The organism is Elioraea sp. Yellowstone (assembly GCF_006704265.1).
Lineage (GTDB): Bacteria > Pseudomonadota > Alphaproteobacteria > Acetobacterales > Acetobacteraceae > Elioraea.
Genome location: NZ_VIKA01000095.1, coordinates 1 through 12,666, shown reverse-complemented (window position 1 = coordinate 12,666; position 12,666 = coordinate 1). Strand labels below are relative to the sequence as shown.

General features: G+C 70.4%; 10 protein-coding genes. 4 read left to right on the top strand and 6 right to left on the bottom strand.

What is annotated here, in order from left to right; genetic code table 11:
• Window positions 1-254 precede the first annotated feature (254 nt).
• Window positions 255-1,424: an alanine--glyoxylate aminotransferase family protein gene (locus FK498_RS13030; protein ID WP_141855238.1), complete on the top strand. Its 1,170-nt coding sequence runs from the start codon at window positions 255-257 to the stop codon at window positions 1,422-1,424.
• A 126-nt stretch (window positions 1,425-1,550) separates the two neighbouring features.
• On the top strand, window positions 1,551-3,074 hold the full coding sequence (locus FK498_RS13025; RefSeq protein WP_141855237.1) for an ABC transporter substrate-binding protein: 1,524 nt from the start codon (window positions 1,551-1,553) through the stop codon (window positions 3,072-3,074).
• 280 nt (window positions 3,075-3,354) lie between these two features.
• Here the strand turns inward: FK498_RS13025 and FK498_RS13020 are convergent, their stop codons facing one another.
• Entirely contained in the window at window positions 3,355-5,148 is a 1,794-nt protein-coding gene (locus FK498_RS13020; protein ID WP_141855235.1) for an IlvD/Edd family dehydratase, read from the bottom strand.
• 158 nt (window positions 5,149-5,306) lie between these two features.
• Here FK498_RS13020 and lepA point away from each other — a divergent pair, with 158 nt between their 5' ends.
• Entirely contained in the window at window positions 5,307-7,112 is a 1,806-nt protein-coding gene (gene lepA / locus FK498_RS13015; protein WP_141855233.1) for a translation elongation factor 4, read from the top strand.
• Between the two features lie 198 nt (window positions 7,113-7,310).
• Here the strand turns inward: lepA and FK498_RS13010 are convergent, their stop codons facing one another.
• The 5 genes from FK498_RS13010 to FK498_RS12990 are packed head-to-tail and all read right to left on the bottom strand — an operon-like array spanning window position 7,311 to window position 11,864.
• Entirely contained in the window at window positions 7,311-8,138 is an 828-nt protein-coding gene (locus tag FK498_RS13010) for an NAD(P)-dependent oxidoreductase (protein ID WP_141855231.1), read from the bottom strand.
• Between the two features lie 14 nt (window positions 8,139-8,152).
• Window positions 8,153-9,034 (bottom strand): SMP-30/gluconolactonase/LRE family protein, encoded by an 882-nt coding sequence (locus tag FK498_RS13005; RefSeq protein WP_141855228.1) that lies wholly within the window; start codon window positions 9,032-9,034, stop codon window positions 8,153-8,155.
• A gap of 27 nt (window positions 9,035-9,061) precedes the next feature.
• Window positions 9,062-10,354, bottom strand: a complete 1,293-nt coding sequence (locus FK498_RS13000; RefSeq protein ID WP_141855226.1) for a TRAP transporter large permease — start codon at window positions 10,352-10,354, stop codon at window positions 9,062-9,064.
• Between the two features lie 6 nt (window positions 10,355-10,360).
• Window positions 10,361-10,879 carry a TRAP transporter small permease gene (locus FK498_RS12995; RefSeq protein WP_141855224.1) on the bottom strand — a complete coding sequence of 173 codons (519 nt, stop codon included), beginning with the start codon at window positions 10,877-10,879 and terminating at the stop codon, window positions 10,361-10,363.
• Between the two features lie 13 nt (window positions 10,880-10,892).
• Window positions 10,893-11,864 (bottom strand): TRAP transporter substrate-binding protein, encoded by a 972-nt coding sequence (locus FK498_RS12990; protein WP_141855222.1) that lies wholly within the window; start codon window positions 11,862-11,864, stop codon window positions 10,893-10,895.
• 92 nt (window positions 11,865-11,956) lie between these two features.
• On the opposite strand from FK498_RS12990, the gene FK498_RS12985 reads away from it, so the two are divergent.
• Window positions 11,957-12,666, top strand: a 710-nt coding sequence (locus tag FK498_RS12985) for a GntR family transcriptional regulator (protein WP_141855220.1), incomplete at its 3' end; no start/stop codon positions are given.

Below are 12,666 nucleotides of genomic sequence, written 5' to 3'. Positions count from 1 at the left end.
ACCTCCCCGCCGGCGGCGGGCGGCACGGTCAGACGCGCCAGCCCGCGCTGGCCCCCGGTCGGCCAGTTCGCCTGCGCGACCGCCGCGGACGCGACCAGGGAGGCGGCCAGGGCGGCCAGGACGAGGCGCGGAACCGTCATGCACCGACGATAGCAGCCCCGCACGCGGCGCGACACCCGGCGGGCGCTTGCGCCCGCGCGCGGAGTCGGGAAGGGTCGCATCGGTCCCGCAGCATTCCCCCTCCAGGAGCCCCCATGCCGAAGCCTCGCGGCCGCCAGTTCTTCGCCAATCCCGGCCCGACCAACATCCCCGATTCGATCCTGCGCGCGATCGACCGGCCGGCGCAGGACTTCATGGAGGAGGCGTTCATCGCGCTGGTGCGCGACTGCACCGCACGGCTGAAGCGCATCCTGGGGACCTCGGGCGAGGTGTTCATGATGGCGAGCTCCGGCCACGGCGCCTGGGAGGCGAGCCTCGTCAACCTGTTCAGTCCGGGCGACCGCCTTCTGATGCTGGAGTCCGGCTACTTCTCGGAGTCCTGGACCGAGATGGCGCGCAAGTTCGGCCTCGAGGTCGAGACCGTGGCGGCCGATCGCCGGCGCGGCGTCGATCCGGCCGCGGTCGAGGCGGCGCTGCGCGCGGATGCCGCGCACGCGCTCAAGGCGGTCTGCCTGGTGCACAACGAGACCTCCACGGGAGTGACGGTGCCGCCGGCGGCGATCCGCGCCGCGATCGATGCGGCGCGGCATCCGGCGCTCCTGCTGGCCGACACGATCTCCTCGCTCGGTTCGATGCCGTTCCGGATGGACGAGTGGGGGATCGACCTCGCGGTGGGCGGCAGCCAGAAGGGGCTGATGCTGCCCACCGGCATGGCCTTCACCGCCGTCGGCGCGAAGGGCATGGAGGCGCACCGCAGGGCGCGGCTGCCGCGACACTACATGGACTGGTCGGTCATGATGACGCGGCCGCATCGCAGCTTCGTCGGCACGGTGCCGACGCAGATGTTCCACGGCCTCGCGGAGGCGCTGCGGCTGATCGAGGAGGAGGGGCTGGAGGCGGTGTTCGCGCGCCACGCGCGGCTGGGCGGCGCGGTGCGCGCCGCCGTGCGCGCCTGGTCGGGCAACCAGGGGCCGCAGATCTACTGCGTCGATCCGCAGCGCCAGTCGAACAGCGTCACCGCGATCCTGATGCCGGACGGCCACGACGCCGAGGCGCTGCGGCGCCATGCGGCGGGGCGCTACAACGTCTCGCTCGGCGGCGGGCTCGGCGCGCTGGGCGGACGGGTGTTCCGCATCGGCCATCTCGGCGACCTGAACGAGCCGATGGTGCTGGGCACGCTCGGCGCGGTGGAGATGAGCCTGCGCGATCTCGGCATCCCGCACGGGCGGGGCGGGGTGCAGGCGGCGATGGATGCGCTCGCGTAAGATCAAGGCAGGAGGAGCGTGGGAAGGGACCCTGCGTCCTCTCGTCCCGAGGCCGCATCCCTTGTGACCCCGCACCGGCGGGGGTTAGCATCCCGGTCCGATCCAGACGCTGCGGGAGAAGCGACGATGACGCTCCGACGTGCCCTGCTCGCCGCCACGCTGCTTGCCGGTTTCGCCCTGCCGGCACTGGCGCAGAAATCCGCCGACACGCTGCGCGTGGTCGAGCGCTCGACCGTCACCAATGTCGATCCCTACTACAACTCGCTGCGCGCAGGGCTGATCCTGGCGCACCAGACCTTCGACGGGCTGGTCTATCGCGATCCGGACGGGTTCGTGATCAAGCCGGCCCTCGCCACGGCCTGGCGCCAGATCGACGACGTCACGATCGAGTTCGACCTGCGCCGCGGCGTCAGGTTCCACAACGGCGACCCGTTCACCGCCGAGGACGTGGTCTACACGCTGAACCTGGTGTCGAATCCGGAGAGCAAGGTCGCGACCCCGGCGAACTACTCCTGGATCAGGGAGGCCGAGAAGGTCGACGACTTCACCGTGCGCCTGCACCTGAAGGCGCCGTTCCCGGCCGCGCTGCAGTACCTCGCCTTCGTCACGCCGATCTACCCGAAGGCCTATCGCGAGCGCGTCGGCGCGGAGGGCTTCAGCCGCGCCCCGGTCGGCACGGGGCCGTACCGGATCGTCCGCGTCGACCAGGCCAAGCAGGTCGATCTCGAGCGCTGGGACGGCTACTACGAGGGCGCGCCCAAGCCGCGGCCGGCGATCGGCAGGATCCAGATCCGCTACGTGCCCGACGCGGCGACCGAGATGACCGAACTCCTCGCCGGCCGCGCCGACTGGATCTGGAACTTCAACCCCGACCAGTTCGAGCGCATCCGCCAGCATCCGCGCCTCACGGCGCAGCAGCAGGAGACCATGCGCATCGCCTATCTCTCGATCGACGCCGCCGGGCGGACCGGCGAGGGCAATCCGCTGACCAAGCAGAAGGTGCGCCAGGCGATCTGGCACGCGATCGACCGCGAGACGATCGCGAGGCAGCTCGTGCGCGGCGGCTCGCGCGTGCCGGCCGCGCCCTGCTACCCGACGCAGTTCGGCTGCGACCAGGAGGCGGCCGTCGTGTACGCGTATGATCCGGCGAAGGCGAAGCAGCTCCTCGCCGAGGCGGGCTATCCGGACGGGTTCGAGACGGAGCTCGTCAGCTACATCCAGCCGACACAGTGGACGGCGGCGGTGCAATCCTATCTCCAGGCGGTCGGGATCCGCGCGCGCGTCAGCCAGCTCCAGGTGCAGGCGGCGATCCAGCGCTCCTGGGCCGGCACCACGCCGCTCTACATGGGCAGCTGGGGCAGCTACTCGATCAACGACGTCTCGGCGATCATGCCGAACTGGATGGGCCGCGGCGCCAGCGACGACTACTCGCGCGATCCGGACATCCATCGCTGGCTCGAGGAGGGCGGATCGACCAACGACACCGAGAAGCGGCTCGCCGCATACCGCAACGTGATCCGGCGCGCGACCGAGCAGGCCTACTGGCTGCCGCTGTTCACCTACGTCTCCTACTACGCGCACACGCGGGATCTCGAGTTCACGCCCTACCCGGACGAGATGCCGCGCTGGTACCGCTCGAAGTGGAACTGATCCTCTCCGCGCACGGGTCCTCTCCGCGCCTGGGCTTGTCCCTCGTGCGGAGGGGATCGCGCGCGGGGGCCGAGGGGGGCATCGTGAAGCGTGCCGCCGCGTGGGCGCGAGTCCGACGGGTTCCGGACCGCGCCAGCTCCGGCACAGGTCGGGACGGGGCCGCGCCGCGCCACCCGGCCGGACAGTCCGTCGCATCCATCTCGATCAGACGTCCGGGCGCCCGGCATCACGCAGAGGGCATCGGCCGCGGCGCCGCGGGCCGCTTCGGCGCCGCCCGGGCTCAATGGCTGTGCCGGCTCTCGCCCCGCGTCTCGACGATGTTCAGGTAGAGCGTCGCCGGCTCCAGGCAGGCCCCGGTGCCGAGCTGGCCGACCATCGCGCGGTAGATCTCCTCCCACGGCGTCTTGTGCGCGAGTGCGGGCGGCGTCCAGGCGGCGCGGCGCGCGGCGAGCTCGGCCTCGTCGATCAGCACATCGACGCGGCGCGCATCGAGGTCGATCCGCACCCGGTCGCCGGTGCGCAGCAGGGCCAAGCCCCCGCCGACGGCCGCCTCGGGCGAGACGTTGAGGATCGAGGGGCTGCCCGAGGTGCCGGACTGCCGCCCGTCGCCCATGGTCGGCAGGGCCGCGATCCCCCTGGCGAGCAGCGCCTTCGGCGGCTGCATGTTCACCACCTCCGCCGAGCCCGGATAGCCGACCGGCCCGCAGTTGCGGATCACCAGGATCGTCCGCTCGTCGACGCCGAGCGCGGGGTCCTCGATGCGCGCGTGGTAGTCCTCCGGGCCCTCGAACACCACGGCCCTGCCCTCGAACACGTCCGGCGGATCGGCGAGGAAGCGGCGGCGGAACTCGGGGTCGATCACGCTCACCTTCATCACCGCGTTGTCGAACAGGTTGCCGGAGAGCACGACGAAGCCGGCCTTCTCCTTCAGCGGGCGGGCATAGGCGCGGATCACCTCGCGATCGGGCTCCGGCACCGCGGCGAGGTTGTCGGCAACGGTGCGGCCCGTCACGGTCATCGCCGCGCCATGCAGCCGGCCGGCATCGAGCAGCTCCTTCATCACGGCCGGCACGCCGCCGGCGCGGTGGAACCGCTCGCCGAGGAACCGGCCGGCCGGCTGGCAGTCCACCAGGAGCGGGATGTCGGCGCCGATCGTCTGCCAGTCCTCGATCGCGAGCGCCACGCCCATGTGCCGGGCGATGGCGATGATGTGCGGCGGGCAGTTCGACGAGGCGCCGATGGCGGAGGCCACCACGATCGCGTTCTCGAACGCCGCGCGGGTCAGGATGTCGGAGGGGCGGAGGTTCTCGCGCACCATGGCGACGATGCGCCGGCCGGTCTCGTAGGCCATCCAGCCGCGCTCGCGATAGGGCGCGGGGATGGCGGCGCAGCCCGGCAGGCTCATCCCAAGCGCCTCGGCGAGGCTGTTCATCGACAGCGCCGTGCCCATGGTGTTGCAGTGCCCGGCAGAGGGCGCCGACGAGGCGGCGATCTGCATGAACTGCTCGGTGTCGATCTGGCCGGTGGCGAGCAGCTTGCGCGCCTCCCAGATCACGGTGCCGGAGCCCGCGAGCCGCCCGTTCCACCACCCGTCCAGCATCGGCCCGCCGGAGAGCACGATCGCGGGGATGTTCACGGTGGCCGCGCCCATCAGGCAGGCGGGCGTGGTCTTGTCACAGCCGGTGGTCAGCACCACGCCGTCGATCGGGTAGCCGTGCAGCACCTCGACCAGCGACAGATACGCGAGATTGCGGTCGAGCGCCGCGGTCGGGCGCTTGCCGGTCTCCTGGATCGGGTGGATCGGGAACTCGATCGGCACGCCACCCGCGTCGCGGATGCCGTCCTTGACGCGGGACGCCAGCTGGAGGTGGTGGCGGTTGCACGGGGCGAGGTCGCTGCCGGTCTGGGCGATGCCGATGATCGGCCGCCCCGACTGCAGCTCCTCGCGCGTCAGCCCGTAGTTCAGGTAGCGCTCGAGATAGAGCGCGGTCATGCCCGGATCGTCCGGGTCGTCGAACCACTGCCGGCTCCTCAGCCGCTTCCTGCCGCTGCCCTGCCCGTCGCCCTCGGCCATCGCGTCCCCTCCTGCCCGTGCCCCAAGCCTCCGCGGCGGCTCACGCGGCTGTCAATGCCGCCGCCGCGCTTTGAAATCCGTCCCGTTTGGCCTAAGTCACCCCCCGACGGCCCGCCGGCCATTCCGCCGCGGCCCCTTGGCGCGCGACGCCCGGACCCATGACAGACACGCCGCTCCACCTGATCCGCAACTTCTCGATCATCGCGCATATCGACCACGGCAAGTCCACGCTCGCGGACCGGCTGATCCAGGCCTGCGGCGCGCTCTCGGAGCGCGAGATGAAGGACCAGGTGCTCGACTCGATGGAGATCGAGCGCGAGCGCGGCATCACCATCAAGGCGCAGACGGTGCGGCTGATCTACCCCGCCAAGGACGGCAACACCTACGAGCTGAACCTGATGGACACGCCGGGGCACGTCGATTTCGCCTACGAGGTGTCGCGCAGCCTCGCGGCGTGCGAGGGCTCGCTCCTGGTGGTGGACGCGTCCCAGGGCGTGGAGGCGCAGACGCTCGCCAACGTCTATCAGGCGATCGAGGCCGGCCACGAGATCGTGCCGGTGCTGAACAAGATCGACCTGCCCGCCGCCGAGCCCGACCGGGTGAAGACGCAGATCGAGGACGTGATCGGCCTGCCGGCCGACGACGCGGTGATGATCAGCGCCAAGACGGGGCTGAACATCGAGGGCGTGCTGGAGGCGATCGTCACGCGGCTGCCGCCGCCCCAGGGCGACGCCGCCGCGCCGACCAAGGCCCTGCTGGTCGACAGCTGGTACGACGCCTATCTCGGCGTGGTGATCCTGGTCCGGGTCAAGGACGGGCGACTGCGGAAGGGCCAGCGCATCCGCTTCATGAGCACGGGCGCGGTGCACACCGTGGAGGCGACCGGGATCTTCACGCCGAAGATGGTGCCTGTCGAGGATCTCGGCCCCGGCGAGATCGGCTACATCACCGCCGGGATCAAGACGGTGGCGGACTGCAAGGTCGGCGACACGATCACCGACGACCGCAATCCAGCCGCCGAGCCGCTGCCCGGCTTCAAGCCCTCGGTGCCGGTGGTGTGGTGCGGCCTCTACCCGACCGACGCCGACGATTTCGAGAAGCTGCGCGAGAGCCTCGCCAAGCTGCGCCTCAACGACGCCTCGTTCCATTACGAGCCCGAGACTTCGGCCGCGCTCGGCTTCGGCTTCCGCTGCGGCTTCCTCGGCCTGCTGCACCTCGAGATCGTCCAGGAACGGCTGATGCGCGAGTTCGATCTCGACCTGATCGCGACCGCGCCCTCGGTGGTCTATCGGATCCACAGGACCGACGGCACGGTGATGGAGCTGCACAACCCGGCCGACATGCCGGACGGCTCCGTGATCGACCACATCGAGGAGCCCTGGATCAAGGCGACGATCTTCGTGCCCGACGACTATCTCGGCGCGATCCTCACGCTCTGCAACGAACGCCGCGGCCAGCAGGTGGATCTCACCTATGTCGGCAACCGGGCGATGGCGGTCTATCGCCTGCCGCTCAACGAGGTCGTGTTCGACTTCTACGACCGGCTGAAGTCGGTGAGCCGAGGTTACGCGTCCTTCGACTACGCGATGGACGGCTATGCCGAGGCCGATCTCGTCAAGATCACCATCCTGGTGAACGGCGATCCGGTGGATGCGCTCTCGTTCATCGCGCACCGCAGCCAGGCCGAGAAGCGCGGGCGGGCGATCTGCGAGAAGCTGAAGGAGCTGATCCCGCGCCAGCTGTTCAAGATCGCGATCCAGGCCGCGATCGGCGGGCGGGTGATCGCGCGCGAGACGATCTCGGCGCTGTCGAAGGACGTCACCGCGAAGTGCTACGGCGGCGACATCACGCGCAAGCGCAAGCTGCTGGAGAAGCAGAAGGAAGGCAAGAAGCGCATGCGCCAGTTCGGCAAGGTCGAGATCCCGCAGACGGCGTTCCTGGCCGCGCTGAAGATGGACGCTTGATACCCTCCGCACAAAGGCTCGACCTTTGTGCGGAGGGTATCGCGCGCGGGGCTGGTGGGGCGGCCGCGCGCGAACATGACCCCATACCAGCCCGCCGAAGGTCAAACCTTCGGCGGGCTGGTATGAGGCGCACGTCGCGTCCAGCGGGAGCGACGCCCGCAGCAGGGGGAGGACCAGCGTCGTCCCCCCACCTCACCTTCAGTCCTCGAACAGATCCTTCGGACTCGGCTCCCTGCGGCTGTACTCGATCGCGCAGAACGGCCCGCCCTGGTAGCGTTCCTCCACCGGATCGCCGCTGACCTTGCCCGCGAGCTGCCCGGCGAAGGTGTCCGCGCTGTCCTGCGGCGCCCAGCCGATGCGCGCGCGCGCATCCTTGCGCCAGAAGGTCCGGCTGTTGTTCGAGGCACCCCAGATCACCGCGCAGCCGACGCGTTCGGCCAGCACGGAGCGCTCCACCAGGCGGCAGAGATCGGGATAGGAGAGCCAGGTGGAGAGCATCCGGTTGTTCACCGGCTCCGGCACCGAACTGCCGATGCGCAGGAACACGCTCTCCACACCGTGCTTGTCCCAGTAGAGCCGGCCCATCAGCTCGCCATAGGCCTTCGCCAGGCCGTAATAGCCGTCGGGGCGGAAGTCGCAGTCGTGATCGAGCGGTTCGCTGCGCTCGTGGAAGCCGATCGTGTGGTTGGACGAGGCGAACACCACGCGCGCGCCCTCGCGGCGCGCCGCCTCGTAGACGTGGTAGAGGCCGCGGATGTTCGGCCCGAGCACCTCCTCGAACGGACGCTCGACCGAGACGCCGCCGAAATGCAGGATCGCGCCGCAGCCCTCGGCGAGGCGCAGGATCGCCACACCGTCGTTCAGGTCCGCCTTCGTGAAGGTCGCCCCCTTCGGCACCGGGTCGGGAAACGGTGCGATGTCGGTCAGCCGCAGCGTCCAGCCCGCCTCGGCGAGAAAGCGGGTCAGCTGCCGCCCGAGCGCGCCGGAGGCGCCGGTCAGCAGCACGGGCTTGGCGGGAACCGTCATCTCCACCTCCTCGTTCAGTCGGCGAACCGTGCGACGGGCACGCCGGGCTCGTCCGAACGCATGACGAACAGTGCACCGGAGAGCGGGCTTGCGCCGATGCCCTCTGCACCGAGCGGGGTACGCAACGAACTCCACACCACCGTGCGCAGGTCGGGGCCGCAGAAGCACGGCATGGTGATGCCGAGGGCCGGGAACGGCAGGCTGTCGATCAGCGTGCCGTCGGTGCGGAAGCGGTTGATGCGCCCCTTGCGCACGCCGGCCGACCAGTAGCGGCCCGCCGTGTCGAAGGCCGCGCCGTCGGGCCGGCCGATCGCATCCGCATCGGGCGTGGCGATGCGGCGGCGGTTCGTTGCCGTACCGGCATCCGGGTCGAAGTCCCAGGCGTCGATCCAGGGCGCGCCGCTGTCCGTGTGCAGCATGGTCCGCCCGTCATGCGTCCAGGCGAGGCCGTTGGAGGTGAGCAGGCCGTCGCAGATCTCGCGCCAGCTGCCGTCGGGCGCGATGCGGAACAGCCGGCCGACCGGCCCGCGCTGCGCGCGCTCGTCCATGGAGCCGACCCAGAAGGCGCCGTCCGGGCCGACCTTGCCGTCGTTCAGCCGGCCGTATGGCGGGATCGGGCCTGGCGTGCAGAACGGCTCGATGCGGCGCGTGCGCCAGTCGTACAGCACCACCGCGTGGCGCAGCGCGACGATCCAGCGGCCCGACCGGCAGAGGCCGAAGGAACCGACCTCGGAGGGGAAGTGCCAGACGTCCAGCACCGCGCCGTGCAGCGACAGGGCCGTGATGGTGCAGGCGAGGATGTCGGCGACCAGGACGCGGTCCTGCGCCTCGTCCCAGACCGGGCCCTCGCCGAGCGCCATGCGCAGGTCCGGGTTCAGCACGCGGATCTCGATCATCGATGTCCTTCCGGCCGGGGGGCCGCCTCATCCGCCGTAGCCGAGCGTCAGCCGCGGCAGCGTCAGGGATACCGCCGGCCAGTAGGTGGTGAGCGCGAGCGCGAAGACGATCGCGCCCCAGAACGGCCAGATCGTGCGCACCACGCTCTCGATGCGCACCTTGGCGATGGCGCAGCCGACGAACAGACAGGCGCCGACGGGTGGCGTGGTCAGACCGAGGCCCAGGTTCATCATCATCACCATGCCGAACTGGACCGGATCCATGCCCAGCTGCTGCACCACAGGCAGGAAGATCGGCGTGCAGATCAGGATCAGCGCCGCCATGTCCATGATGCAGCCGAGGGCGAGGAAGGCGAGGTTGACCAGCAGGAAGATCACCCAGGGCTTGTCGGAGAGGCCGGTCATGAACGCGAGCAGCTGCTCCGGCACGCGGTGCGCGGCGAGCACCCAGGCGAAGGCGGTCGCGGCCCCGACGAGGATCAGCACCATGCTGGTGGTACGCACCGCCGCCGCAACCGTGGTGACGAAAGCGTTCCATGACAGGCCACGATACACGATGAGCGTGACCGCGAGCGCCCAGGCCGCGCCAAAGGCGGCGCTCTCGGTGACGGTGAAGATGCCCGAGAGCACGCCGCCGAGGATGATCACCGCCGTCATCAGCCCGGGCACCGAGAGCAGGAAGGCGACGATCAGGCGCCGGACTCCGCCCCACGGCTCGGCCGGATAGCCGCGCCGCAGCGCCACCAGATAGGCCGCGACGGCCAGGATCACGCACATCATCACGCCAGGTACCACGCCGGCCATGAACAGGGCCGAGACCGAGACACCGCCGCCGGCGGCGAGCGAGTAGAGCACCATGTTGTGGCTGGGCGGGATCATGATGCCGGCGATCGAGGAGGTGATCGTCACGTTCACCGCATAGTCGGTGTCGTAGCCCTTCTTGCGCATCATCGGGATCACGACCGACCCGAGTGCCGAGACATCGGCCACCGCCGAGCCGGAGATGCCGCCGAACAGCATGGAGTCGAACACATTCATCACGCCGAGCCCGCCGCGCAGCCAGCCGAAGGCGGCGGCAGCGAGATCGACCAGGCGCTGCGCGATGCCGCCGTGCAGCATCACCTCGCCGGCGAAGATGAAGAACGGGATCGCCAGCAGCGAGAAGAAGTTCATCCCCGAAGTCATCTGCTGGAACACCACCGCGAGCGGCACGCCGTCCCACCAGAACCCGGCAACCGCCGCGCCGGCCATGGCAAAGGCGACCGGCATGCCCATGGCGAGGGCGAGGACAAAGCTGCCGAACAGCACGATCAGTGTCATCGCCGGTCAGTCCAGGCCGAGCGCGGGATTGCCGAGCGGCGGCAGCCCCGCGAGGCGGCGCAGCAGGTGCTCGACGACGAACAGCGCCATCAGTCCGCCGCAGATCGTCATCGGCAGGAACTGCAGCCCCTGGGGCAGGCCGACGAGCGGAATGTTGAACGCCCACATCTGCGTCACCAGCACCCAGGAGTGCAGCATCATCACCACGCCAAGGCCGAACAGCAGCAGGTCCGTCGTGATCCGGACGGCGCCGCGGAGGCCCGGCGGCAGCGCGACCAGCACGATCTCCACACTCATGTGGAACCGCTCGCGGATACCGACCGCCGCCACCGGGAGCGCGATATAGAGGATCGAAAGCAACGCCCAGCGCTCGACCCAGGTCGGCGTGTCGTTCAGAACGTAACGGCCGAACACCATCCAACTGGTTGCCGCAACCAGGGCCATCAGCGCCACCCCCGCGGTGACGACCACCAGTCGCGACAGTGCATCGAGCGCCGCCGAAAGGGCGGCGACCGCCGCCCTCACGCGCGCCCTCCGCTCACCGCGTGGCCCGGATCTGCTCGACCAGCGCCTTCAGGTTCGGCGTGCCGGCATACTTGGCGTAGAGCGGCTCCATGAGTTCGGCGAAGGGCCGGCGGTCCTGGATCTCGGTCACCACCACCCCGGCGGCCACCACCTTGTCGCGGCTCGCCTTCTCGCGCTCCGCCCAGAGCTGGCGCTGCAGCGCGGAGGCCTCGCGCGCCGCCGCCCGCACGATCTCCCTGTCGGCGGCCGAGAGCCGGTCCCAGCGCTGCTTGTTCACCACCACGATCTCGGGGACGTTCGAGTGCTCGGTGGTCGAGTAGTACTTGGCGTGCTCGAAGTGGCGCTGGCTCTCATAGGACGGCCAGTTGTTCTCCGCCCCGTCCACCACGCCCGTCTGCAGCGCGGTGTAGAGCTCGCCGAAGGGCAGCGGCACCGGGTTGGCGCCGAGGGCGCGCATCAGGTCGATGAAGAGATCCGAGGTCTGCACGCGGATCTTGAGGCCCCGCATGTCGGCGGGCGTGCGGACCGGCCGGTCGCGCGTATAGACGGAGCGCGCGCCGGCATCGAACCAGCTCACCACCACCATGTTCAGCTTGGCCTCGATCTCGCGTGCGATCGCGTCGCCCACCGCCCCGTCCACCACGCGGTGGCTGTGGCCGACATCGCGGAAGATGAAGGGCAGGGTCAGCACCTGGGTCTCGGGCACCAGGTTGTTCAGCGGGGTGATGTTGAAGTTGGCGACGTCGATCGCGCCGAGGCGGAGCTGCTGGATCGCCTCGTCCTGCTGGCCGAGCTGGGCGGAGTGGAACATGCGCATGCGGATGCGGTTGCTGGTGCGCTGGGCCACCAGCTCGGCCCACCGGTCGAGCCCCTTGCTGTTCGGATAGTCGGGCACGTGGATGTTCCAGCCGCGCCACTCCTGCGCCGCGGCGGGCGCTGCGGCGATCGCGAGGGCGGCGGCGGCCGCGAGCAGATGCCTGGACATGTCTCCTCCGTCGTTCTTCGTGGTCTGGCGACCCGACGCCATGCATCGTGCCGCATTGAACACGAGACTGCCACCTGATACATCAGTGCGCAATGGCGAGTTTCGCGCGCACCTCCGACCGCCGCGCCGCCGCCCTGCCGGCGCAGGAGGCGTCGGTGCCGGTCGCAGAGCAGGTCTATCGGCGGCTGCGCGACGACATTGCCGCCGGCCGGCTGGCGCCGCGCGCGCGCCTCTCGGAACGCGCGCTCTCGGCCGCGCTCGGCGTCTCGACCAGCCCGATCAAGGCGGCGCTGAAACGGCTCGAGCAGGAGGGCATGGTGGTGACCCAGCCGCGGCGCGGCACCTGGGTCGCCTTCGCGCCCGAGAAGGCGCACGAAATGGGCCTGATCCGGGCGGCGCTCGAGGGCATTGCCGCGCGTCTGGCCGCGCTGCGCATCGGCCCGGCCGATCTCGCCGCGCTGGAGGCGATCCTCGCCGAGCTCCGCCGCGCCACCGAGTCGCTCGACCGCGAGGCGCTGGTCGAGGCGAACGACCGCTACCACGCCCTGGTGCTGAAGGCGGCCGACAACGTGTTCCTCGCCAACGCCGTGCGCGGCCTGCGCGGCTACTTCCTGATCACCCAGGCGCGCATGCGCACGATGCGGCTCAGGCCCGAACTCGCCATGGCCGAGCACGAGGCGATCTTCGCCGCCCTCGCCGCGCACGACGCCGAGGCGGCGGAGACGGCGATGCGCGCGCACATCGCCCGCACGGTCGAGACGCTCTGGGGGCCGGGGGCGGCGCCGGCGGCGCGGCTCAGGCG

Bases quoted from the DNA above. Each gene is read 5' to 3' on its own strand.
- lepA (WP_141855233.1), top strand. From the start codon at position 5,307: ATGACAGACACGCCGCTCCACCTGATCCGCAACTTCTCGATCATCGCG.
- FK498_RS13000 (WP_141855226.1), bottom strand. From the start codon at position 10,354: ATGACACTGATCGTGCTGTTCGGCAGCTTTGTCCTCGCCCTCGCCATG.
- FK498_RS13030 (WP_141855238.1), top strand. From the start codon at position 255: ATGCCGAAGCCTCGCGGCCGCCAGTTCTTCGCCAATCCCGGCCCGACC.
- FK498_RS12990 (WP_141855222.1), bottom strand. From the start codon at position 11,864: ATGTCCAGGCATCTGCTCGCGGCCGCCGCCGCCCTCGCGATCGCCGCA.
- FK498_RS13010 (WP_141855231.1), bottom strand. From the start codon at position 8,138: ATGACGGTTCCCGCCAAGCCCGTGCTGCTGACCGGCGCCTCCGGCGCG.
- FK498_RS13025 (WP_141855237.1), top strand. From the start codon at position 1,551: ATGACGCTCCGACGTGCCCTGCTCGCCGCCACGCTGCTTGCCGGTTTC.
- FK498_RS13005 (WP_141855228.1), bottom strand. From the start codon at position 9,034: ATGATCGAGATCCGCGTGCTGAACCCGGACCTGCGCATGGCGCTCGGC.
- FK498_RS13020 (WP_141855235.1), bottom strand. From the start codon at position 5,148: ATGGCCGAGGGCGACGGGCAGGGCAGCGGCAGGAAGCGGCTGAGGAGC.